The 23,257-nt window shown below is 71.0% G+C and carries 18 protein-coding genes; 2 read left to right on the plus strand and 16 right to left on the minus strand.

Translation table 11 applies throughout. From position 1 onward, the window contains the following. Window positions 1-93: 93 nt before the first annotated feature. The 10 genes from ABS52_10425 to ABS52_10470 form a co-directional block, all read right to left on the minus strand. Window positions 94-2,940, minus strand: coding sequence for a hypothetical protein (locus ABS52_10425; protein ID ODT03197.1), 2,847 nt, complete (start codon window positions 2,938-2,940; stop codon window positions 94-96). A gap of 242 nt (window positions 2,941-3,182) precedes the next feature. Continuing rightward, window positions 3,183-3,767, minus strand: coding sequence for a hypothetical protein (locus ABS52_10430; protein ODT03198.1), 585 nt, complete (start codon window positions 3,765-3,767; stop codon window positions 3,183-3,185). 144 nt (window positions 3,768-3,911) lie between these two features. Further along, the gene (locus tag ABS52_10435) at window positions 3,912-4,157 is read right to left on the minus strand and encodes a translation initiation factor IF-1 (protein ODT03199.1); all 246 of its coding nucleotides are present in this window, start codon (window positions 4,155-4,157) and stop codon (window positions 3,912-3,914) included. A 173-nt stretch (window positions 4,158-4,330) separates the two neighbouring features. Beyond that, entirely contained in the window at window positions 4,331-5,665 is a 1,335-nt protein-coding gene (locus ABS52_10440; protein ODT03200.1) for a carboxypeptidase, read from the minus strand. A gap of 220 nt (window positions 5,666-5,885) precedes the next feature. After that, a complete protein-coding gene (locus ABS52_10445; protein ODT03201.1) occupies window positions 5,886-7,058 on the minus strand; it encodes an aminopeptidase in 1,173 nt (390 codons plus the stop codon). 187 nt (window positions 7,059-7,245) lie between these two features. Continuing rightward, window positions 7,246-8,124 carry a hypothetical protein gene (locus tag ABS52_10450; GenBank protein ODT03166.1) on the minus strand — a complete coding sequence of 293 codons (879 nt, stop codon included), beginning with the start codon at window positions 8,122-8,124 and terminating at the stop codon, window positions 7,246-7,248. A 138-nt stretch (window positions 8,125-8,262) separates the two neighbouring features. Beyond that, entirely contained in the window at window positions 8,263-9,444 is a 1,182-nt protein-coding gene (locus ABS52_10455; GenBank protein ID ODT03167.1) for a hypothetical protein, read from the minus strand. Window positions 9,445-9,508: 64 nt separating this feature from the next. Further along, complete coding sequence (locus ABS52_10460; protein ID ODT03168.1) at window positions 9,509-11,035, minus strand: hypothetical protein; 1,527 nt, start codon at window positions 11,033-11,035, stop codon at window positions 9,509-9,511. A gap of 4 nt (window positions 11,036-11,039) precedes the next feature. Continuing rightward, the gene (locus ABS52_10465; protein ID ODT03202.1) at window positions 11,040-11,738 is read right to left on the minus strand and encodes a DNA-binding response regulator; all 699 of its coding nucleotides are present in this window, start codon (window positions 11,736-11,738) and stop codon (window positions 11,040-11,042) included. Window positions 11,739-11,886: 148 nt separating this feature from the next. Further along, the gene (locus tag ABS52_10470; GenBank protein ID ODT03169.1) at window positions 11,887-13,923 is read right to left on the minus strand and encodes a phenylacetic acid degradation bifunctional protein PaaZ; all 2,037 of its coding nucleotides are present in this window, start codon (window positions 13,921-13,923) and stop codon (window positions 11,887-11,889) included. Between the two features lie 228 nt (window positions 13,924-14,151). On the opposite strand from ABS52_10470, the gene ABS52_10475 reads away from it, so the two are divergent. Then, complete coding sequence (locus tag ABS52_10475) at window positions 14,152-14,676, plus strand: hypothetical protein (protein ODT03170.1); 525 nt, start codon at window positions 14,152-14,154, stop codon at window positions 14,674-14,676. A 174-nt stretch (window positions 14,677-14,850) separates the two neighbouring features. Then, a complete protein-coding gene (locus ABS52_10480) occupies window positions 14,851-16,593 on the plus strand; it encodes a gamma-glutamyltransferase (protein ID ODT03171.1) in 1,743 nt (580 codons plus the stop codon). A gap of 70 nt (window positions 16,594-16,663) precedes the next feature. On the opposite strand, the gene ABS52_10485 is transcribed toward ABS52_10480, so the two are convergent. The 6 genes from ABS52_10485 to ABS52_10510 all read right to left on the minus strand — a co-directional run bounded on the left by ABS52_10485 (window position 16,664) and on the right by ABS52_10510 (window position 21,389). Continuing rightward, window positions 16,664-17,260, minus strand: a complete 597-nt coding sequence (locus tag ABS52_10485; protein ID ODT03172.1) for a gamma carbonic anhydrase family protein — start codon at window positions 17,258-17,260, stop codon at window positions 16,664-16,666. A gap of 2 nt (window positions 17,261-17,262) precedes the next feature. After that, the gene (locus ABS52_10490; protein ID ODT03173.1) at window positions 17,263-18,477 is read right to left on the minus strand and encodes a 3-oxoadipyl-CoA thiolase; all 1,215 of its coding nucleotides are present in this window, start codon (window positions 18,475-18,477) and stop codon (window positions 17,263-17,265) included. Next, window positions 18,470-18,925 carry a phenylacetic acid degradation protein PaaD gene (locus ABS52_10495; GenBank protein ID ODT03174.1) on the minus strand — a complete coding sequence of 152 codons (456 nt, stop codon included), beginning with the start codon at window positions 18,923-18,925 and terminating at the stop codon, window positions 18,470-18,472. Before ABS52_10495 ends, ABS52_10490 begins: the two co-directional genes overlap by 8 nt. After that, window positions 18,922-20,058: a 3-hydroxybutyryl-CoA dehydrogenase gene (locus tag ABS52_10500; GenBank protein ODT03203.1), complete on the minus strand. Its 1,137-nt coding sequence runs from the start codon at window positions 20,056-20,058 to the stop codon at window positions 18,922-18,924. Before ABS52_10500 ends, ABS52_10495 begins: the two co-directional genes overlap by 4 nt. 43 nt (window positions 20,059-20,101) lie before the next feature. Then, on the minus strand, window positions 20,102-20,893 hold the full coding sequence (locus ABS52_10505) for a 2-(1,2-epoxy-1,2-dihydrophenyl)acetyl-CoA isomerase (protein ODT03175.1): 792 nt from the start codon (window positions 20,891-20,893) through the stop codon (window positions 20,102-20,104). Window positions 20,894-20,969: 76 nt separating this feature from the next. Beyond that, window positions 20,970-21,389: a hypothetical protein gene (locus tag ABS52_10510; protein ODT03204.1), complete on the minus strand. Its 420-nt coding sequence runs from the start codon at window positions 21,387-21,389 to the stop codon at window positions 20,970-20,972. Window positions 21,390-23,257: the final 1,868 nt, after the last annotated feature.

Here is a 23,257-nt window from a genome sequence, read left to right on the forward strand (position 1 = left end):
TGCCGCGCGCGCGAAGGGCCGCCCCGCAGGACGGCCCTTCACGCGCCTCATCCTCTCGTCACGCGCCACGCGCGCATCACGGCACGCCGCCGCTCACGACGCGACCTTGTCCTTCTTCTGCCGGCGCTTGAGGTGCTCCTCCATCTTCAGCCGCGGCACCCCCTGCACCATCCAGTCCGGCGCCGGGGCCCCCTTGAGGTAATGGTCGAAGTACTCCCGCATCCGGACGGTGTAGTCCTTCTGGTTCTTCGGCAGCTGCAAGCCGTGGTTCTCGCCCACGTACTGCAGCATGATCACGTCCTTGTCCAGCTCGCGCAGGTGGTTGAACCAGGTGATCCCCTGGTTGAAGTCGACGGCACCGTCCTTCTCGTTATGCAGGATCATCACCCGGGTCTGGACCTTGTCGGCGTGGAACGCCGGGGAATTCCGGATGTAGGCCTCCGTGTTCTCGGTCACGTTCCCCTTGAAGCGCCCCTGCGAGCTCTCGAAGATCGCCATGTCCGCCGTCCCGGTGTTCCAGTAGACGGAGGCGTACATGCTGACCATGTCGGTGAGCGGCGCGCCGGTCACGATGCTCTTGAAGAGCGTCCCCGTCTGCGTGGCGAGGAACGACGACTGGTACCCGCCCCATGAATGCCCGTGCAACCCGACGTTCGCCGGGTCGACGATCCCCGTGGCGATGGCCGCCTTCACCGCCGGCACCACGCACCACACCGCCGACATCCCGGGGTCGTTGATCTTGTACACGATGTCCGGCATCAGCACCGCATAGCCGCGCGACGTGTAGACGCTCGGATTGAACGCCCGCGTCTCGTTGGGAACGGCGTACTGGTGCAGCCCCTGCGAGAGCTTCTCGTAGATGTAGACCACCGTCGGGTACTGCTTCCCCGCCTCGTAGTTGGCCGGGAGGAAGAGCGCTCCCTGCAGGGTGTCGCCCTTGTCGCTGACGTAGTCCACCAGCCGCGCCCCGGACGACCAGGCGTACTCCCGCTGCTGCGGATTCGCCTCGGTGAGCCGGCGGGGAGAGGACAGCGACCGCTCGCTCACCCAGTAGTCCGGGTACTCCTTCACCGTCTGTCGCGTATACACCCAGGTCTCGGCGTCGCGCGCGCGCGTCACGAAGAACTTCGCGTCGTCCCACAGCAGCGACTGCGCCCCGGCCTTGCCCGGCTGGACGACCGACAGCCCTTCCTTCTTCGTCCACTCGCCGTACGTCTGCAGGTACATCGGGCGCGCCAGGTCGATCCCCTTCTCCTTCGGGTCGATCACCAGGCGCCGCGTGTAGCGGATCCGGTCCTTCTTCCCGTTCCCCGTGAGGTTCACCAGCGCCGCTCCGGTCACCGGCACCTTCCACACGTCCCAGTTGTCGAAGAGGAGGACGTGCCGGCTGTCGCTCGCCCACCCCAGCGGCTGCACCGGCGGGCGGTCCACGTTGTGATCGTCCTCGGTGTCGATGAACGTCGTCGGGGCGCCGGCGGTCAGGTTGCGCGACGCCTTCGTGGCAAAGTCGTAGACGTGGTAGTCGCCATCGTCATAGTACAGCGCCTTGGTCCCGTCGGGCGACGGCTGCCAGGGGTAGCGCGCCGACTTCACCGCCAGCGTGCGCGCGCCGGTCGCCAGGTCGATCAGGTACAGGTCACGGCGCTGTCCGCCATCGATCGCGTCGCGCCGCTCGTACGCACGCCGATCGCTCCCGACAGCATAGCGCTCACGCGGCGCGAGCGAGACGTCGCGCACCTCGTCGTCGGCAAGGCGAAGGAACTTCCGCTCCGCCACGCGATACTCGGCCAGGTACGAGAACGTCTTGTCGCGCTGTTCCTCCACCTGTTGCTGCGATTGCAGGCGTGCGTCCCCCTTGCCGTGCCAGATCACCAGCGTCGGCAGGTCGTCGTCCGTCCCCCCGGCCCCGGCCGGCGTCTGCATGGCACCGGGGACCCCCGCCACCGGGCGCACGTCGGGGCGCGGCGCCTTTGAATCGGGCCCCGTGCGGCGCGCGGCGATACCGAAGAAGAGCGCCGAGCGGTCGCCCGCCCAACGTGCGGCGCGATCGGGCGAAATGCGCATTCCCGACGGGAATCCCGCCGTGTCGGCAGCGGCGGCGTAGCTCACCCGCGCCGGCGCCGGCGCCGATGCGTTCGGCCAGCCGAGCACCGCATACACCGTGTCCGCGGCGGCGCTGTCGGGACGCCCCCGCAGCACCGCCAGGGCGTGGCCACTGTCGCTCCACGCCAGGCGCCGGTACAGCTCCTTGCCGCTGTCGAGCGTGTGGACCACGTCGGTCACCAGGTTGCGCAGCTGGACCCCGTTCCCCACCAGGTCCTTCGTCTCGCTCGTCCACACCAGCCAGTTGCCGCTGTCGTCGAGCGCGAACTCCCCGACTGCCCCAACGGTCGACAGCGCCCCGTTCCTGAGGTCGACCAGCAGCATCTCGCCGGCGTTCGTCCCCTCGGCATTGTAGCGCTGCATCACCGCGTAGTTTGGGCGCTCCCCGGCGAAGACGGCGCGTCGCACCTTCTCGAAGTCGCGGCGCTCGCCCGTGGCGAGGTTCACCAGCGCCGCCCCATTCTGGAGCGGCTTCCGTTCCTTGCGCAGCTTCTTCGCCTCGGCGGCCGTGGGATACGTCGTGAACAACGCCCACCTGGCATCACCCGAGAGCGTGAGCGGCGACTCACCCTGGGCACCGAACGCCCCCCCCGCCGCCGCCGGCGGCTCGCCCACCGGGAAGCGCCACTCCTTGCCGCCCACGGCCGTGGCGCGGACGACGACCTCGGCGTCCCCCTCGTTAGGGGCCAGGACGTAGGCGAACCACTTCCCGTCGAACGACGTCGCCGCATTCCGGATGTTCTTCCAGAAGGCGAGATCGGACGGGTCGAGCTCCTTGAGTGCGCCGCGCGGCGTGGCGGCGGAGGCGCTCGACGCCGGCGTCCCCTGCGCGGCCAGGATGGACGGGGCAAGGAGGGCGAGGGCGCCGGCCACGATCGCAGCGCGACGCGACACGAGGATGAGGGGAGAACGCGCACACCACATGGGACCATCCGGCTCGGTTGTCGTACCAGGTCGGCCGCGCGCAATGCGCGCGCCGGGGACACGCCTCTGGTCGCGTGCCCGCGCGAACGGCACAAGTTGGCGGGTATCACGGGCGCGGACCAGAGCACGGCACGCCCCCCTCGCCCATCGCGTCCTCAGAACTGGTGCGGGTGCCGTCCCGTGACGCCATCGTAGAGGGCGCGGATCCGCCCCTTCTCCCGCTCCCAGTCCCCCTCGGCGAAGAACGCCGGGCCGATGATGACGCGTCGCCGGCGAAAATCGAGCGCGACCGGGACGATCGGGACGTGAGCGCGGTGGGCGATTCGATAGAAGCCGCTCTTCCACTCCGCCACCTTCTTGCGCGTCCCCTCCGGCGCGATGGCGAGGTACAGCTGCGCGCGCCCGTGGAATTCGTCGGCGTAGACGTCGACGAGTTGTGACGCCGAGCGGGACTCGCGATGGATCGGGATCCCGCCGAAGTGGCGAAAGAGCACGCCGAACGGCCAGGCGAAGATCGTGTGCTTCCCGAACCAGTTCGTGCGGAGATCGAGGGCGAGGTAGGCCCAGAACCCTACGACGAAGTCCCAGTTCGACGTGTGCGGGGCGACGATGATCACCCCCTTGGGACGGTCGGGAAGGTTGCCGATGACCTTCCAGCGGAACAGCCGCAGCCCGGTGCGCCCGATGATTCGACCCAGGACGCTCCCCCGGCGCGGGATGGCAGGGGGGAGCTCGGGCAGCCACGGTGCCCGAGCCCCTTCGCGATCGGCGATGCGGGCGAGTGGCGGGAGGGGCTCGGCGTCGAGGGGGGACATTCAACCGCCTCCGCGCTCAGGTAACGAGCGGGGGGACGACGCGTGGCGCGAGCGAGGCGAGCCGGCGGGCTAGCCGCCGCTCGGCTGCGCGCGGCTGGTGTTGTAGCGGAAGGTGATCCGCCCGCGCGACAGGTCGTAGGGCGACACCTCCAGGCGCACCGCATCGCCCGCGAGGATGCGGATCCGATGCTGGCGCAGCTTGCCGCCTAACGTGGCGAGCACGTCGTGCCCGCCCTGGATCGTGACGCGAAACGTCGCGTTGGGAAGCACTTCCGATACGGTCCCTTCGAGCTCGATCGCTTCCTGCTTGGCCATCAACACCTCGTGCATGCGGCGGACGGGTCGCGAACGCCACCGAACGGCCGGGCTGGCACTCGTCCGCCTGGTGAACTGAAAACGGGCGCGACCGAAGTCGCGCCCGAAATCGGAACACTTGAAACTGTGGGTGCAAGGCGAGGCGTGCAAGGGAGTCGCCCCCCGGCGGGCGGTCAGTGCCCCGTCGGGCGCAGCCGCTCCGGCATGTCGGCGACCACGTACGCCATGACGGCCATCGACGCCACGCACATCGCCACCTCGCGCGGATCGAGCTTGTCGACCGTGTCGGCGTCGGTGTGGTGGTACCAGAAGTACTTCGAATCCTCCACGTTCAGCCCCATCCCCGGCACCCCGAGCGCCATGATCGGGCCGATGTCGGCCCCGCCCCCGCCCTTGGTGATCTTCCCCGCCCCGATCGGGTCGAGGAGCTTCCCGATCTCGGAGATCCTGGCAAACGCGGCATCCGGTCCGGTGAACCCGAAGCCAAGGGGCTTGAACACCCCGCCGTCGGACTCGATGGCCAGGATGTGGTTGTCGAGCTCTCCCTTGCGTGCGTCGCGGTAGCCGTTCCCGCCGCGCATCCCGTTCTCCTCGTTCGTCCAACCCACCACGCGGATCGTCCGCTTGGGGGTCAGCCCCAGCCGCTTGAGGACGCGAAGCGCCTCCCACGCCGCCACGACCCCACCGGCGTCGTCCATCGCCCCGCGTCCCACGTCCCACGAGTCGATGTGCCCCCCCATCACGATCACCTCGTCGGGGAATTCCGACCCGCGAATCTCCCCCATCACGTTCCGCGACGGCGCATCGGCCAGCGTCCTCGCCTCCATCGTCAGCTTCACCACGACCTTCTCGCCGCGCTGCACCATGCGCGCAATCATGTCGGCATCCTCCGGGGTGAGGGCCGCGTGGGGGATCTTCCGTACGTCGGGGTCGTACGACATGGAGCCCGTGTGGGGCGTGCGCATCGAGTAGGGCGTGACCGAGCGGATGAGCGAGGCCAGCGCCCCCGCCTTGGCCGCCGCGATCGCCCCCTGCCGGCGATAGGCGCCGGTCGTCCCGTAGTCGACCCACGGGAAGTTGAAGAGGACGATCTTCCCCGCCGCCTCGCTCGCGCGCTTCTCGAGGTCGGCGAACGACGTCGCCACCATCACCTCGGCGGTGATCCCCGAGGCCGGCGTCCCGATGCTTCCCCCCAACCCGAGCATCGGGAGCGGGGCGCGGCGCGGGAGGATCATCTCCGCCGATTCGTTGCCGCGCACCCAGCGGGGGACCATCACCGGCTCGCCCTTCACGTTCTCCAGTCCGTCCGCCTGCATCTGGGCGATGACCCAGTCGATCGCACGCTCGAGCGCCGGCGATCCGCTCAGCCGGTTGCCGTGCGTCTCGGTGAGGAGGGCAATGCGGTCCCAGGCCGAGCTGTCCTTGATCGCCTCGGCGATGATGCGCTCGGCCACCGAGCGGTAGCGCGAGGCGATCGATTGCGCCTGCAGCGGCGCCGCCGCCAGCAGGGCGGCGCCGGCCGCGGCGAGCGAGACGAGCGAGACGAGCGAGACGAGCGAGCGTGCCGCGCGGCGCGCGGGCCCGCGCCGCGCCGCGGGAGGCGATGGGACGACGAGCGGGCGGATGACGCGAGCGAACGGATGGCGAAGGGGCATGGGAGGATGGGAGGGGAGGACGATGCGTGGCATCACGGAGGCGCCAGCGGCACGACGCCTGGCGCGCGGAGGGTCAGCGTGGCCGGATGCCATGCTGCTGCAGGATGCGGCGCACCTCGTCGAGCGGGAGCGCCTCCACCGTGCGTGCGTTGCTTCTGACGGAAGTGGCGGCGAAGAGCGAGTTGTAGATCGCCTCCTCGGTGGCCTCCACGACGGCCTGGAAGAGGGCCGACGTGGCGTCGTTCACCAGCTCCTCGCTCACCCGGAACGACGCGGCGCGCGACGTGTCGCGGGGGGCCGGAAGGTGGCGGCGCACGCTGGCGGCGGTCGAGAAGGCGATCACGTAGTCGCCGCTCCCGTTGGAGGCCGACGAGCCGGTGCGCGAGAGGCCCATGATCGCGCGCGCCGCCAGCCGCTCCAGGTTCCGGTCGAGGAGGGGGGCGTCGGTGGCCACCACCATCATGATCGAGCCGTCGCCGCGCTCGCGGTCGACGTCGTCCTTGAAGGCGTAGCGCCCAAGCGCCTCCCCCACTGGCGCCCCCATCACCTGGAGGACGCCGCCGAAGTTGGACTGCACCAGCACGCCGACCGTGTAGCCGCCTAACGATCGCGGGAGGACACGCGAGCTGGTCCCGATTCCCCCCTTCCATCCGAAGGCAACCGTGCCGGCCCCCGCGCCCACCGCCCCTTCGGCCACCGCCCCCGCGCTCGCCCCCTCCAGCGCCGCACGCACGTGCTCGGGACGAATGGGGCGGGAACGGATGGCGTTGAGCACGCCATCGTTGGTCTCCCCGACGACCGGGTTGATCGACCCTACCCCCTCCATGCCGGGACGCTTCAGCATCCAGTCCACCATCGCGTCGGCGGCCTTCCAGACGCACAACGTGCAGGTCAGGAGGATCGGGGTCTCGAGCTCGCCCAGCTCACGGACCTGCGTGACCCCCAGCAGCTTGCCGAACCCATTGCCCACGTGGATGGCGGCCGGGACGCGGTCGAGGAACGGGTTCCCGCCGTGCGGGAGGATCGCGGTGACGCCGGTGCGCACCGAGTCTCCCTCGATGACGGTCGCCTGCCCCACCCGTACCCCCGCCACGTCGGTGATGGCGTTCAACCCTCCGGGGCGGAAGATCCCGGGGGCCACGCCGAGCTCGCGGGCGCGGGCGCGGGCGGCGGCGCGCTCCTGGGCCGACGCGGCTCCCGGAAACGCGACCGCGCACGCCGCCAGCGCCAGCGCCATCCCGCGCATCGTTGCACTCGCCATCCCGCGCATCGTGGCACTCACCATCCCGCGCGTCGTGGCACACGACAGCCCGCTCGCCATGCTGCGCTCCATTCTGCTCGTCACTCTGCTCGACGTGCCGCCCGCCCTCCCGCCCCCCGTCGCGCCCGGTGTCCGACGCGCGCGGTGCCGACTCCGGTCGCGCATGGCACGCCTAACGTGCAAAGGTGTCGCACGCCGAGCGATCGGCGCCCCGGAATCCGCGCGTGAACCATTCCATCCGCTGCTCGGAGGAGCCGTGCGTCCACGATTCCGGTGACACGCGCCCGGTGGCCATCCGCTGTAGCCGGTCGTCGCCGACTGCCGCGGCGGCGGCCAGCCCCTCCTCGGCGTCGCCCGCCTCGAGGATCCCGGCCCGCGCCGCCGACGCCCCCCACATCCCCGCATAGCAGTCGGCCTGCAGCTCGAGGCGCACCGAGAGCGCGTTGGCCTCCCGCTCCCCCGCGCGCTGCTGGGCACGATGCACCTCCCGGCTCGTCCCCAGCAGGTTCTGCACGTGGTGCCCGATCTCGTGTGCCAGCACGTATGCCTGGGCAAAGTCCCCCGGGGCCTTGAAGCGCTGGCGCAGCTCGTCGAAGAACGCGAGGTCGATGTACACCTTCCCGTCACCCGGACAGTAGAAGGGTCCCGTGGCCGACTCCCCGGTCCCGCACGCCGTCGGCGTCACGTCGCGGAAGAGGACGAGCTTCGCCTCGCGGTACTCGCGAGCCTCCCTGGCGAAATCGGCGCGCCAGAATGCCTGCGTGGTGTCGAGCACGAACGACACGAACTGCACGAGCGGCTCCTCGCGCGCATCGCTCACCGGCGCCTGTTCCTGCTGCTCGACCGGGACGCCCTCCGTCCCCCCACCTCCCAGCAGCCCGAGGAAATCCTGCTTGAAGACGAGGCTCAGGATGATCAGGACGACGAGCCCGCCGATCCCCAGGCGTCCGCCGCCGAACCCCCCTCCACCCAGGCCACCCCCGCCGCCGCCGGACGACGCGCCGCGGCGATCCTCGAGATTCCTGCTGCGACCGCCGGGAGTCCACCTCACGATTCGTCTCCAGATCGAGGAAGGGTGTGCCCTGCACCTGCTCGCACGTGCTCGCACGTGCTCGCACCTGCTCGCCCCACCGCCCGATGTGCCGGGAACGGCGGCCGTCGCCGCCCTCGGCGGTCGCTGCGCGGCAGATTACACCGGCGCGCCCCAACGCGCGAGGAGTCGCCCCGCGCGCGCCGCGGCCTCGGCCAGGCGCGCCGGCGCGACGATGAAGGAGATGCGAAAGTAGCCTTCCCCCCCGGCGCCGAACCCCGAGCCGGGGAGGACGATCACCCCTTCCTCTTCCATCAATCGGTCGGCGAACGCCTTGCTGGGGATCCCCTCGGGGAGCGGGATCCAGAGATACATCGTCGCCTGCGGCGGGGTGACGCTGAATCCCGCGGCGCGGAACGCCTGCACCGCCGCGTCGCGCCGCTCCCGGAAGATGGCGACGTTGGCGGGGACGAAGTCGCCCCAGCTCTCGAGAGCCGCCACCCCCGCCGCCTGGATGCCCATGTACGCCCCCGTGTCGACGAACGTCTTCACCTTGGCCAGCGCCCCTGCAATCTCGAATTTGGCTACCGCCCAGCCGCAACGCCACCCGGTCATGTTGTACGTCTTGGACAGCGAGTGGCACTCGATTGCCACCTCGCGCGCCCCGTCGACCTCGAAGATCGACGGCGGGACGTAGCCGTCGAAAGCCAGCTCCGAGTACGCGTTGTCGTAGACCAGCAGGATGTCGTGATCACGGCAGAACCGCACCGTCCGCTCCAGGTAGTCGCGCGGCGCGATCGCGGTCGTCGGGTTGTTCGGGTAGTTCAGGTACACCACCCGCGTGCGGCGCACCACATCGGCCGGAAGCTCCGCGAGCTCGACGAGGAAGTCGGTGCGCGGGCGCAACGGATACACGTGCGGGGTCGTGTCGCTCAGCAGCGTCCCGCCCAGGTATGCCTGGTACGCCGGCTCGGGGATGATGGCCACGTCGCCCGGCCCCGCGAAGGCGAAGGCGATGTGCGCCAGTCCCTCCTTGGAGCCCAGCAGCGGCACCACCTCGGCCATCGGGTCGAAGCGCGTCCCGAACCGCCGCTCCATCCAGGCCACGATGGCCTCGCGGTAGGGCACGTGCCCCAACCCGAAGCCGTAGCGCCCCAGGGATGGCGTCTCGGCCGCCTGCTGCAAGGCGCGCACGGCCGCCGGGGGAGGCGCCAGGTCGGCATCCCCGGCCCCGAGGTCGATCACGTCGACCCCCCGCAGCAGCAGCTCGCGCTTCCGCTGGGGGACGTGGGCCAGGGGATAGACCGGAAACTGCGAGAAGCGGTGCGAGAAGCGAGGCACGGGACGCGCGGGGTTGAGGTGGAGGACGTCCTCAATCTAGCGAACGCCCCCCTGGCTCGAACCCTCAGCCGGCGGGCGCCTCCGACTCGTCGAGGACGGCGCCGATCGACGGCTCGGGCGCGGGGAGGGCGAAGGTGAAGACGCTCCCGCCCCCCGCGCGCGGTGTATAGGTCAATCGCCCGCCCTGCGCCTCCGCCAGCGTCTTCGCCATCGGGAGCCCGAGCCCGGCCCCGCCCACGTCGTACAGCACGTTCTTCGAGCGGAAGAACGGGATGAAGATGCGCCCCAGGTCTTCATCGGCGACCCCGGGCCCGCGGTCGCACACCTCGAGCACGAGTTCCCCGTCGCTCCGGTGCGCGACGAGCTCGATCGGCACGTGCGGCGGTGAGTACTTCGCCGCGTTGTCGAGGAGGTTGACGAGAACGCGCATCGAGGCCACGAAGTCGAAGCGCCCGACGAGCGGCCCGTCGTCGTCGATCACGATGCGGTGCAGGCGTCGCTCCCCCAGCAAGGGGGCGAGCTGCCGCACGGCGGCGCCGACCAGGTCCTCGAGCGTGTTCACGTCCATGTGGACCGTCAGCTCGCCGGCCCGGGCGCGCGAGAGGTCCAGGAGGTCGCCCACCATGCGCGACAGGCGATCGGCTTCCTCCTCGATCTGGCGCGCCCCCGCATCACCGCGGCGCGCGAGCGATGCCGCGAGCAGCTTGATCGTCGTGAGCGGCGTGCGCAGGTCGTGGGACACGGAGGCGAGCACCATGTCCTTCATGCGCGCGGCCTCTCGCAGCGCCTCCGCGTGCGCCGCGTCGGCCGCCAGCCGCATGCGATCCAGCCCGAGCGCCGCATACTGGGCCAGCGCCTGCAGCGTGGCGGCCCTCGTCCCCACGAGCGCCTCGTGGTTCACCCCGTCCACCCGCAACTCGCCGATCCGGACGCCGTCCGCCTGCAGCGGGAAGGTCAGTGATTGCAGCTGACCGAGCTCGGTGTCGACCGGGATGGCCGGCGCTCGCGTGGTGACCAGCGCCACTTCCTCGCCCTCCCCGTCGCCGCCTCCCCGGCTGATCCGGCATCGCTCGGCCCCCAGCAGTTCGCACGTCGCCGCCGCGACCCGCTGCAGCGCCGCCGACTGGCTTTCGGCGGACAACATCTCCGCCCCCAGGTCGGCCATCCGTTGCACCTCGGTGCTCCGCCGCCGCGCCAGCTCGGCCTCGCGCTTGGCCCGCGCCAGGAGCCGCGTGGAGACCGCCGCCGTCACGAGGAACGCCACCATGACGGTGATGTCGTGCGGCTTGCCGAGACTGAACGTCCCGAACGGGCGCTGGAAGACGATGTCGATCGCCACGAAGCCGAGCGTGGCGAGGAAGAACCCGAGCCGTTCACCCCCGAACGAGCTGGCCACGAGCACGAGCAGGAGCATCGGGAGGACGACGTGGACCTCGTCGACCGTCGCGCGGTGCGGCGCCATGACCGCCACGAAGACGACCATCGCGGCGGTCCACACCAGCCAGGCGAACAGCGGCTCCTCACGAAGTCGGCGCGCCAGGCGCAGCCATCCGGCCCGGCTCCCCTCCCGTGCCGCGCCCTCGTGGTTCATCCCCTCACGACAGCGCGCGCGGAATCTCGAAGCGATACCCCACGCCGGGTTCGGTCACGATGAGCTGCGGCGCCGAGGGGTCGGGCTCGATCTTCTTGCGCAGCGCGGTGATGAAGACCCGCAGGTACTGTGACGCATTGCCATGCGACCGCGCCCAGACGGCGTCGAACAGCTGGCGGTGCGTGAGCGTACGCCCCGCCTGCGTGGCCATGGTCCGTAGCAGTGACCACTCCAGCGGGGTCAGGTGGATCCGCTCCCCATCCCGGAAGGCACCGCGCCGATGAAAATCGATCTCGATGGCCCCCGCGCGGATGACCGCCGGCAGCTCGTTCTCCGAGACGGCCGCCCGACGCAGGTGGGCGCGCACGCGCGCCACCAGCTCCGCCCCCCCGAACGGCTTCGTGAGATAGTCGTCCGCCCCCAGGTCCAGGAGGCGCACCTTCTCGGCCTCGGAGTGCCGCGCCGACAAGACCACGATGGGGACCTGGCTCCAGGCCCGCAGTTCGCGGCACACGACGTCGCCCCCGAGGTCCGGGAGCCCGATGTCGAGGATGACCAGGTCCGGGCTCCGGGACGCGGCGAGGGAAAGCCCCTCCCCGCCCGACGCGGCGGAGATCACTCGCGCCCCTCGCTCCTCCAGCATCTGGGCAAGTGCCCGCCGGATCTGGGGTTCGTCGTCGATGATGAGGACGAGCGCGTCGATCTGCTCGAGGGGAACCACGAAAAGTTGATGCCCGATGGGCGTAGCGGTGGCTGTCATGACGTTTAGTCTGTCACGCAAATCCTTGCAGCAACATTACACCAAACCGCGACACCCGGCGAGCGCCCCCCCCGGACCGCCCCGACGCCCCCTATTTTCGGCGGACCAGCGTCAGGATCGTGTACGTCGCCACGAGCTCCGCATCCTGGTTCGACACGTTCACGTCCCACGCCACCACCCCCTGCGGCACGCCGTCCGCCGGCGTCTCCTTCACCGTCTTCTGCTTGCAGGTGAGCTTGGCCTGGATGGTATCGCCCGCGTAGACCGGCTTGGTGAAGCGGAGCCCCTCCATCCCGTAATTGGCGATGACCGGTCCCGGCGCCGGGTCCACGAAGAGTCCCGCCGCGGCCGCGATGACGAAGTACCCGTGCGCCACCCGGCGCCCGAACATCGACTCCCGAGCCGCGATCTCGTCCATGTGGGCGTAGAAGTGATCGCCGCTCAGGCAGGCGAAGTTGACGATGTCGGCCTCCGTCACGGTTCGCCGGTGGGTCGTGTAGGTCTCGCCGATGGCCAGCTCCTCGAAGTACTTGCGGAATGGGTGAATCCGGTCGCTCGGCTGGTCGGCGCCGGCGATCCACTCGTTGGTGATGCGGGTGATCGTCTGCGGCGCCCCCTGCACCGCGGTGCGCTGCATGTAGTGCATGACCCCGCGCACCCCTCCCAGCTCCTCGCCGCCGCCGGCGCGTCCCGGCCCACCGTGCACGAGGTGCGGGAGCGGCGAGCCGTGACCCGTCGCCTCCTTGGCACTGTGGCGGTTCATGACGTAGAGCCGCCCGTGGTAGGCCGCCGTGCCGAGGACCACGTCCCGGGCCACGTCGTCATCGGCGGTGAAGAGGGAGCCGCAGAGCGACCCCTTCCCCAGGCGCGCCAGGGCGATGGCGTCGCCCACGGTGGCGTACGGCATCACCGTGTTCACCGGCCCGAAGGCTTCGATCTCGTGCGGCGCGGGGTTGGCGAACGGATCGTTGCAGGCGAGGAGGGTGATGGGATAGAACGCCCCCTTCGACGCATCGGCGTTGACCAAGCCCTGCACCTCGCCGCCGCCGAAGACCACCTCGGCCCCCGACTGGATCGCCTCCGCCGCCTTGCGCACCTCGCGCACCTGCGCGCGCCCGGCGAGGGGGCCCATCTTCACCCCCTCCGCCGAGGGATCCCCCACCTTCACGTCGCCCAGACGCTTCCTTAGCGCGGCGACCACGTCCTCCATCACGTTCTCTGGGACGATCGTGCGCCGGATCGCGGTGCACTTCTGTCCGGCCTTGCTCGTCATCTCGCGTACGACCTCCTTGACGAAGAGGTCGAACTCGTCGGTGCCGGGGACGGCATCGGGGCCCAGGATCGAGCAGTTGAGTGAGTCGGCCTCCATGTTGAAGCGCACCGCGTTGCCGACAATGCGCTTCGACTCCTTGAGCATGCGCCCGGTGGACGCCGACCCGGTGAAGGCGACGGCGTCCTGGCACTCCAGGTGATCGAGGAGGTCACCGGCGCTCCCGCAGATGAGCTGCACGGCCCCCTCGGGGAGGATCCTCGACTCGAGCATCATCCGGAACGCGGCCTCCGTCAGGAAGGAGGTCAGCGTGGCCGGCTTCACGATGCAGGGGACCCCCGCCAGGAGCGACGGCGCCATCTTCTCCATCATCCCCCACACCGGGAAGTTGAAGGCGTTGATGTGCACCGCGACCCCTTCGAGGGGGACGCAGACGTGGCGCCCCACGAACGTTCCGTTCTTGGAGATCGCCTCGGGCGCGCCGTCCACGAAGAACGTCTCGTTGGGGAACTCGCGGCGCCCCTTGCTGGCGTAGACGAAGAACGTCCCGATCCCGCCGTCGATATCGATCCAGGAATCGCCCTTCGTCGCCCCGGTCGCCGTGGAGAGCGCGTACAACGCATCCTTTCGCTCCGAGAGATACCTGGCCATCTCCTTGAGCATCAGCGCACGCTGGTGGAACGTCATCCGCCGCAGCTTGGGACCGCCGACCGACCGCGCGTAGTCGAGCATCGCCTTGAAGTCGAGCCCTGCGCTGCTCGCTTCGGCCACCTTCTCCCCGGTGACGGCGTGGAAGAGGTCGGTGCCGGCACTGGTGCCCAGCACCCACTGGCCGAGGGCGTAGTTCTGGAGTCGCATGAGAGGTCTGGACGATATGGGGGAGCGGCGCCGGGGCGCCGGCGGGAAAGGTAATCCCTCGTCCTGGCCGGTTGGCGGCCCGGGCCGTGCGGGTTTCCAGCACGGGGCCGTCCGTGGTTCGCTCTTTACACCCCGACGCCCCGCGCCAAGCGTAGGAGGGCGGCGTCTCCAGCCGGAGGCGTCCGACCGCAGGGATGCCGCTGCACGCTCACCTTCGCAGGAGGAGCCATGCTGAGTCGTCATCCACTTCGCGAGGGCGTGCTTGCCGGCACGCTCGGGGCCACCGCGATCGCCGTGTGGACCTTCGCGATCGACGCGCTCACCGACCGCATCGGCGTGACCGCCGCCCTGCTCGGCGCCTGGATCTATCAGGCGTTAGGTCTCGGCTTCGGGGGGCGTGGCTTCCCGGCTCACGTGGTCACCTGGCTGGTCGCGCTGTTCATCGGCGTCACCATCATCGGCGTCGTGGCCAGCTACCTGTACAACGGTGCCGAGCGCAAGCCGTCGCTGGCCTTCGGCCTCATCATGCTGCTCCTGGTGCTCGAGTTGATCCTCCTCAACCTCACGGGACTCGCGTCGCAGAACCCGATCTTCGGGGGGCGGGCGTGGATCTACGGGCTCGTCGGGAACATTCTCGGCGCGGTCGTGATGGGGCGCTTCCTGTGGCGCTCGCATCACCCCGAGGCGCTCTGGGACTGGGAGCACGCCAACGACGAGCACTTCCACCAGGCGGGCGGGGCACGCAAGGCCTGATCGCGTCCCCGGGACACGCGAACAGGAGACGGGGGGTGGCCTCGGGCCGCCTCCCCTCGCGCGTGGGTGGCCAGCGTCGCGGCCGGGCGATATCGTCCCGCCATGCCGACGCCCCCCCTCCATGCCGCCCGCGAGCGCGCCCTTCACGCCGTGCCTCGCCCCCGTCGCCGCACCATGATCCTGGCGCTCCTCCTCCTCGCCTGCGCCTCGCCTGCTGGAGGGGTCGCGGCGCAATCGACGGTACGTGCCGGTACCGCAATTCCTCCCGAAGGCGTGGGCGCCGTCGCCTCGCGGCGTGGGATGGTGGTCTCGGTGTCGGACATCGCGTCGGACATCGGTGCCTCGGTCCTCGCCCGCGGCGGCAATGCGGTCGACGCCGCGGTGGCCACCGCCTTCGCCCTGGCGGTCACCCATCCGTCGGCGGGGAACATCGGCGGGGGAGGCTTCATGGTGGTGCGGATGGCAAACGGCGAGGCGACCACCTTCGACTTCCGCGAGAAGGCGCCGCTGAGCGCGACGCCGACGATGATGCTCGACCCTGACGGCTCCATCGCGTACGCGCGTACGGATTCGGGGTGGCTGGCCCCCGGTGTTCCGGGGACGGTGCGCGGGATGGAGCTGGCGCACCGCAAGCTCGGGAAGCTCCCGTGGCGCGATGTCGTCCTCCCCGCGGCGCAGCTGGCCCGTCGCGGCTTCCCGTTGTCCAGGGCGCTCGCCGAGGAGCTCAACCGCGAACTGAAGACGACGTTCGCTCCCTTTCCCGCATCGGTCGCCACGTACGGCAGGGCCGGGGGGCAGCCATGGCGCGCCGGGGATCGCCTGCGCCTCCCCGACCTGGCGCGCTCGCTGCGGGCCATCGCCGACAGCGGGGCCGACGCCTTCTACACCGGGTGGATCGCCGACTCGATCGCCGAGCAGATGCGAGCACACGGTGGCGCCATCACCAGGCGCGACCTGGCGGAGTACCAGGCGGTCGAGCGCGCCCCGCTGCGCGGGACGTACCTGGGACACGAGATCGTCGCCATGGGGCCGCCGAGCTCCGGAGGAGTGGTGCTGATCGAGACGCTGAACCAGCTGGAGGCGCTGACCGCCGAGCGATTTGCGCGCACGTCGAGCGACTGGTTGCACCTGCGCATCGAGGCGGCACGCCGAGCTTACCTGGACCGGGCGCGCTATCTCGGGGATCCCGACTTCGGGGCCGTCCCGGTGGAGCGCCTGACCTCGAGGGCATATGCCGATTCGCTGGCACGCAGCATCGACCCCGGCCGCGCCTCGAGCTCGGTGACGCTGGGCGGGGCGCTCGTCGCGCCGGCCGAACCGACGGAGACGACGCACTATTCGGTGGTGGACGCGGCGGGGAACGCGGTCGCCGTGACGTACACCCTGGAGGGCGGGTACGGCTCAGGGGTGGTCGTGCGGGGGGCGGGCTTCCTGCTCAACAACGAGATGGGAGACTTCAACAAGAAGCCCGGCTACACCTCCACGCGCGGTGACATCGGGACGCCGCCTAACGTGATCGCCCCCGGCAAGCGCATGCTCTCCTCGATGACGCCGACGATCGTCGCCCGAAACGGCGAGCTCCTGCTCGTCACGGGCTCCCCCGGCGGGCGCACCATTCCGAACACCGTCATCGACGTGGTGCTCGGCGTGGTCGCCTTCAGGCTTCCCCTCCGCGCCGCGGTCGACGCTCCGCGCGTGCACCACCAGTGGCTCCCCGACGAGGTGCGCTACGAGGAGGGGGCCATCCCGGCCGACGCGCGCGCCGAGTTGGAGGGGATGGGACACGTCCTGCGTGGCACGCCGACCCGCTCGCAGGGCGATGCGCACAGCATCTGGTACGATGCGAAGACGCGGACATCGTACGGCGTCAACGACCGGCGTTCGCCGGACTCCAAGGCGAGCGCACCGACGAAATAGAAGACGAGAAGACGAGAAGACGAGAAGACGAGAAGAGGAGAAGACGAGAAGACGAGACGACGAGACGGGGCTACTCCTTCGTCCGGCTCCAGGGCTTGAGCGCGGGGAAGGCGCGCATCCCCCAGCCCGGGGGCTTCTCGTGCAGGGGGTCGGCCGCCTCCAGCGTGGCGTGCAGCTGGGCGGGGAGCGCCTGGTAGAGCGCCGTCCCCTCGCTCTTCCACGCCAGCATCTCGTCGGAGACATCCTTGACCACCCGGGCCGGGTTCCCCACCACGACCTTGCGCTCGGGGACCTGCATCTCGGCGGGGACGAAGCAGAGGGCGCCCACGATGCACCCGGCGCCGATGACGACATGGTCCATGACGACCGCGTTCATCCCGACCAGGGCGTTGCGCCCGATGCGGGCCCCGTGGATCACCGCCCCGTGCCCGATGTGCGCGCCGTCCTCGAGGACGACGGTGACGCCGGGGAACATGTGCACCGTGCAATTCTCCTGCACGTTGCACCCGTGGCCGACCTCGATCGCCCCCCAGTCGCCGCGGAGGGCCGCGCCGGGGCCGATGTAGACGTCGCGTCCGATGGTCACCTGGCCGGTGATCACCGCCTGCGGGTGGACGAATGCCGACGGGTGGACGACAGGGGTCACGCCGTTGAAGCGGTAGATCATCTCTACGCGCGCTCCAGGATCATGGCGAAGCCCTGTCCCACGCCGATGCACATGGTGCACAGCGCGTAGCGCTTCCCCGTGCGTTGCAGCTCGCGGGTGGCGGTGAGGGCGAGGCGCGCCCCCGACATCCCCAGCGGGTGCCCCAGCGCGATCGCCCCCCCGTTCGGGTTCACGCGCGGATCGTCGTCGGCCACCCCGAGCTCGCGCAGGCACGCCAGCGACTGCGCGGCGAACGCCTCGTTGAGCTCGATGATGTCCATGTCGTCCATGGTCAGCCCCGAGCGCTGCATCACCAGCCGGGTCGCCGGGACGGGGCCGATCCCCATGATGCGCGGCTCCACGCCGGCGGCCGCGCTGGCCACGATGCGCGCCAACGGGGCCAGCCCCTCCTGCTTGAGCGCCGGTTCCGACGCGATCATCAGCGCGCACGCGCCATCGTTGATCCCCGACGAGTTCCCCGCCGTCACCGATCCCTTGCCATCGGTGCGGAAGGCGGGCCGCAGCCGGGCCAACCCCTCGAGCGTGGTGTCGGGGCGGAGGAACTCGTCCGCGCTCACCTCCACCGTCGTCCCCTTCTTCGCTCCCGGGACCGGCACCGCGACGATCTCGCTGGCCAGGCGCCCCGAGGCGCGCGCCGCTGCCGCCTTCTGCTGTGAGCGCAGCGCGAAGGCATCCTGGTCCTCACGCGAGACCTTCCACTGCTCGGCCACGTGCTCCGCCGTCTGCCCCATCGAGTCGACGCCGTACTGCTCGCGCATGGCCGGATTCACGAAGCGCCATCCCAAGGCGGTGTCGAAGAGCTGGGCGTCGCGGGCGAAGGGGGTCGCCCCCTTGGACAGCACGTACGGGGCGCGCGACATGCTCTCCACGCCGCCGGCCACGTAGAGGTCGCCCTCGGCGAGGCGCACCGCCCGCGCCGCACTCGCCACCGCGCTCAATCCCGAGGCACACAGCCGGTTCACCGTCTCGCCGGGGACGGTCACGGGGAGCCCCGCCAGCAGCAACGCCATGCGGGCCACGTTGCGGTTGTCCTCCCCCGCCTGGTTGGCGCAACCGAAGATGACGTCGGCGACCTTCTCCCCCTCCACCCGCTCCACGCGGCGCAGGAGCTCGCGGATGGTCAGCGCCGCCAGGTCGTCCGGGCGCGCGCCGCTCAGGGCGCCAGCAAAGGAGCCGATCGGCGTCCGCACGCCGTCGACGATGTAGGCATCACGCATGTCGGGTCTCGTCCGGGAAGTGGGGACGCGACGTGCGGTACGCGGTCCCCTTGAAGAGCGCCACCACCACCCCCGCCTGGTTGGTGACGACGACGCGGTAGTACCCCAGCCGGTGGGACGACGCCTCCTCTTCCGCCACCGCGGTGAGGACGTCGCCCGGGTGGATCGCCGCCGGGTAGGTGATGGTGTTGTCCACGGCCACGGTGACGGTGCCGTGCGTGTTGCAGGCGAAGGCGAAGGCCGAGTCGGCCAGCGAGAAGGCGACGCCCCCGTGGGCCACCCCGAACCCGTTCACCATCTCCGGACGCACCGTCATGCGACAGGTCGCACGGCGCGGGGCGATCGCGACGACCTCCAGCCCCAGCCAGCGGCTCAGCGCATCGGAGGCGAGCATCCGCCGCACCACCCGCTCGGCGAGATGCTGCGGATCGTTGGCGCCCCCGCTCACACGGCGAACCGCTCGGCGTTGCGCACCATCCGGCGCAGGAGCGGGCTCGGGCGATAGCGATCCTCCCCCGTCTCGTGCTGCAGCGCCTCCAGGTGGTCGAGGAGCTTCTCCAGCCCGATCTCGTTCCCCCAGGCCAGGAGCCCCTTGGGGTAGTTCACGCCCTTGGTCATGGCCAGCTCGATGTCCGGCGCGCTGGCGATCCGCAGGTAGAGCGCGTCGGCCGCTTCGTTGACCAGCATCGCCAGCGTCCGGCGAAAGATGATCGTCCCCAGCGTCTCGTCCTTCACCGGCTCGGGGGCTGCGGCACCGGGCGTGTAGTCGTAGAAACCGCGCCCGCTCTTGCGCCCCAGCAACCCCGCCTCCAGCAGGCGCTTCTGCGTGAGCGACGGGCGGTAGCGCGGATCGAAGTACATCGCCGTCCAGACGCGCTCGGTCACCACGTAGTTCACGTCGTGGCCGATGAAATCCATCAGCTCGAACGGCCCCATGCGGAAGCCGCCGATCGCCTTCATCGCCCAGTCGATCGTCGCCACGTCGGCCACCCCTTCCTCGAGCATCCGCAGCGCCTCGCCGTAGAACGGGCGGGCGATCCGGTTCACGATGAATCCCGGAGTGTCGGCCGCGCGCACCGTCACCTTCCCCCACCCGTCCACCAGCCGCGCCACGCGCCCGGCGACCGCCGGGTCGGTCCGGACCCCGGCGATCACCTCCACCAGGGGGAGCACCGTCGCCGGGTTGAAGAAGTGCACGCCGACCACCCGCTCGGGACGATTGCACCCGGCCGCAATCGCGGCGATCGAGAGCGACGACGTGTTCGTCGCCAGCACGCAATCGGGGCGGACCACCTGCTCCAGCGCCCGGAAGGTCGCCTCCTTCACCCCCAGCTCCTCGACGATCGCCTCGATCACCAGTCCGCACTCGCGCAGCGGCCCCACCCCCCATTCCGGCTCCACGAGCTCCAGCCGGGCGAGCGCCGCCTGCATCGCATCGTTGGTCATCCGCCCCTTGTCCACCTCGCGCTGCAGCGAGGCGGCGATGGTGTCGCGCACCCGGTGCACGGCCGCGAGGGAGGCGTCGGTGACGAGCGTGCGGTGCCCGTGCACCAGCGCCACCTGCGCGATCCCGCTCCCCATGGCGCCGGCGCCCACCACGCCGACGATCGTCGATCCCCCCAGGCTATTCACCGCGGAACTCCGGCGTGCGCTTCTCGAGGAAGGCCCGTACCCCCTCGACGAAGTCGTGAGTGTGGCCGGCCTCGCGCTGGAGCCGCTCCTCCTCGTCGAGCTGGGCCACGACGTCGTTGGTCATCGACGCGTTGATGGCCTGCTTGGTCAAGGCGAAGCCGCGCGTGGGGAGCGTCGCCAGCTGCCGCGCGAGCGCCTCCGCCTCCGGCACCAGCGCCTCGGGCTCGCACACGCGCCAGATCATCCCCCACGCCGCCGCCTGTTCGGCCGGCACCTTCTCCGCCAGGAACATCAGCGCCGTCGCCCGTGCCGTCCCCACCAGCCGCGGGAGGAAGAACGTCCCGCCGCTGTCCGGAATGATGCCGAGCTTGCTGAACGCCTGGATGAACGACGCGGTGCGCGAGGCGAGCACCAGGTCGCACGCCAGCGCCACGTTGGCCCCGGCGCCCGCCGCCACCCCGTTCACCGCCGCCACCACGGGTTTCCCCAACTGCCGGATGCGCCGGATGATGGGGTTCCACAGCTCGCGCACGACGTTCCCCAGGTCGGGGGGGCCAGCCGGTGCGTCGAGCGAGACCGCGCCCAGGTCCTGCCCCGCGCAGAAGGCGCGCCCCGCGCCGGTCACCAGGACCGCACGAACGGCACGGTCGGCCGCCGCCAGGTCGAGCACCGATTGCAGCTGGCGCCCCATCGCCATGTCGAACGCGTTCAGGACGTCAGGGCGGTTGAGGGTGATGCGCATCACCCCGTCCGCCACGTCGTGCAGGATTGCCGTCTCGCTCATGCCGTGTCCCGCGATTGGATGGCCCGGCGCGGCGGTCGCGCTCGCGCGGGGGATCTCGCGCGAAAGCTAGTCGGAGCTACCGCACGCGCACCACGTCCACGCGCTCGATCACGTCTCCCTCCAGCACGCCCTCCGCCACCTCCCGCCCCTGGATGATCTCCCCGAACACCGTGTAGTCGTGGTCCAGGCGGAAGTTGTCGGTGAGGTTGACGAAGAGCTGCGCATCGCCGGTGTCCCGCCCCCGCGTCGAGATCCCCAGCGTCCCGCGGAGATGGCTCGCCAGCCCCAGCTCGTCCCGCATGAACGGGCCGTCACCCACGTACTCGCTCGCCGCCGGGCTCCCGCCCTGGATCACGAAGGCGGGCTCCACACGATGGAACGTCAGCCCGGCATAGTAGCCGGCGCGCGCCAGGCGGACGAGCCGGGCCACCGTCACCGGCGCCGCGTCGGCGTCCAGCCGCACGACGAACGACCCGCCGCCACTGGCGCCCGACATCTTGACCATCAGGCGCAAGTCGCTCCCGATCACCGCGGACACGGGCTCGCTCGGCGGCGCCAGCGGCTTGGGAGCCGCTACCACGCGGCGGAGCGTCCACCGCTCCAGGATCGTCGCCGCACGGCGTGCCACCGTGGAATCGAAGTCGGTCGTGAACGGACCCAGGCGAGCGGCGTGTCGCGCCTCCCCCAGCTCCCCGATGCGCTCCAGCAGGGCGACGCGCGGGTCGCGCGACGTCTCGCGCCGCTCGGCGGTAATCCGCTCCAGTGCGGCGAACAATGCCGCGACGACGGAGTCGCCGGCGCGCGCCCCCTGGAGCGCGGTCGCCGCCGCGAGCACGACCTGATACTCGTTCGACGTCAGCGCCGCGCTGAAGAGCTGGTCGGCGACGTGCCCCACCGTCGCCGAGATCCCGGCCAGCGCCGCCTCGCGCACGTTGCCGTTCGTGTCGTACGCCAGCGACGTCAGGGTGAGCGTGTCGCGCACCTCCGCCGCTGCCCGCGCCACGTAGAGGCGCACCTGCCACAACGGGTGACGCGCATCCCGCCGCAGGAGCGGAATGGCCTGGCCGGGCGCCACGCGCGCGAGGGCGGCGAGGGCGTGCGCGTGCCGGTGCCAGCTGGTCCCTCCCCTGGGCCGCGCCGCCTGCGTGGCATTGCTCCCGTCGGCGATCGCCCTGAGGGTGTCGGCGGCGCGGGCGCGGTCGTCGCACGACGTCCCGAGCGCATCGATCGCCGCCAGCGCCACGTGCGGGTTGGCGTCGCTCGTGGCCGCTACCAGCGGCGCGCACGACCGCGGTGCGGGAAGCGCGCGATAGGCGCGCACCCCCTCGAAGCGAACCAGGAACGAGCGGTCGTCGAGCGACGCGGCGATGACCGCGCGCCGCGTCGCCGTGTCGCGCAGCGCCGCCGCCGCGACCACGGCGAGTCGGCGCACCTGCTCGTCCGCATCGCGCTGCGCGCGCCGCACGAGCCCGGCCGACGTGTCGCCGGCGGCCGCCAACCCCAGCCAGGCGAGACGACGCACCTGCGCGTTGGCCTCGGCGCCACCCCCCGCGATCCCCCCCGCCGAATCGGTTCCGAACGAGGTCGCCCAGCGCATCGCCGCCAGCGCTCCCGCCGACGGCGCCCCCGTCTGCCGGCGCGCCCGTGCGAGGGAGTAGAGCCCATGCATGATCCCCATCGCCACCCGGGCGTCGGATCGCACGAGCGCCCGCTTGCCGCCCCCCACCCGGTCTCCCATCTCCACCAGCACGCGCTCGACCTCGCGCGAGACGACGCTGTCGGCGTACGGAAGGCGTCCCAGCGTGCGCGCCGACACGCCGAGGAAGGCCGGGTCCGGATGGCGCTCCGCCGTCCGGACCAGGGCGTCCACGGCGTCGTCGAGGTAGGCCCGCCGCTTGTCGTCGCCGGGGGCCATCGCGCGAAGCCCCTGCAGCGCCTGCCCGATGGCATTGGCCGCCTCGAGCCGCACGCGCGCATCCGAATCGTCCAGCGCCGCGTCGATCGCATCGAGCTGGTCCGGGCGCTGCAACCGCCCGAGCGCACGCACCGCCGCGCGTCGCACCACGGGCGACGCGTGCCCCGCCGCCGCGCGCAGCGCCTCCACCCCGCCCGCGCCTAACGCACGCGCATCCTCCACGCCCGCCACCCGCACCAGCGCGCCCCGCTCTGCCGCCGTCAGCACGCCCCCCGCAACCGGTCGAGCCGCCGTCCGGGCGCCGGGACGCACGGGCGAAACCTTCTGTGCGCCGGTCGGCGTGGCGATTGCCAATGCGAGGAGGAGCACGCCAGCACGGCGCCAGTCGGCTTTCGTCATGCGATACGGAGTGGGAGGAGTGAAGTCGACAGGGCGGTGCGCCCCCTGCG

The organism is Gemmatimonadetes bacterium SCN 70-22 (assembly GCA_001724275.1).
Lineage (GTDB): Bacteria > Gemmatimonadota > Gemmatimonadetes > Gemmatimonadales > Gemmatimonadaceae > SCN-70-22.

Excerpts from the sequence above, each read along its gene's own strand:
- ABS52_10475 (ODT03170.1), top strand. The coding sequence starts at position 14,152 with ATGCTGAGTCGTCATCCACTTCGCGAGGGCGTGCTTGCCGGCACGCTC.
- ABS52_10460 (ODT03168.1), bottom strand. The coding sequence starts at position 11,035 with ATGAACCACGAGGGCGCGGCACGGGAGGGGAGCCGGGCCGGATGGCTG.
- ABS52_10435 (ODT03199.1), bottom strand. The coding sequence starts at position 4,157 with ATGGCCAAGCAGGAAGCGATCGAGCTCGAAGGGACCGTATCGGAAGTG.
- ABS52_10490 (ODT03173.1), bottom strand. The coding sequence starts at position 18,477 with ATGCGTGATGCCTACATCGTCGACGGCGTGCGGACGCCGATCGGCTCC.
- ABS52_10480 (ODT03171.1), top strand. The coding sequence starts at position 14,851 with ATGATCCTGGCGCTCCTCCTCCTCGCCTGCGCCTCGCCTGCTGGAGGG.
- ABS52_10445 (ODT03201.1), bottom strand. The coding sequence starts at position 7,058 with ATGCGCGGGATGGCGCTGGCGCTGGCGGCGTGCGCGGTCGCGTTTCCG.
- ABS52_10505 (ODT03175.1), bottom strand. The coding sequence starts at position 20,893 with ATGAGCGAGACGGCAATCCTGCACGACGTGGCGGACGGGGTGATGCGC.
- ABS52_10510 (ODT03204.1), bottom strand. The coding sequence starts at position 21,389 with ATGTCGGGCGCCAGTGGCGGCGGGTCGTTCGTCGTGCGGCTGGACGCC.
- ABS52_10470 (ODT03169.1), bottom strand. The coding sequence starts at position 13,923 with ATGCGACTCCAGAACTACGCCCTCGGCCAGTGGGTGCTGGGCACCAGT.
- ABS52_10485 (ODT03172.1), bottom strand. The coding sequence starts at position 17,260 with ATGATCTACCGCTTCAACGGCGTGACCCCTGTCGTCCACCCGTCGGCA.
- ABS52_10500 (ODT03203.1), bottom strand. The coding sequence starts at position 20,058 with ATGGGGAGCGGGATCGCGCAGGTGGCGCTGGTGCACGGGCACCGCACG.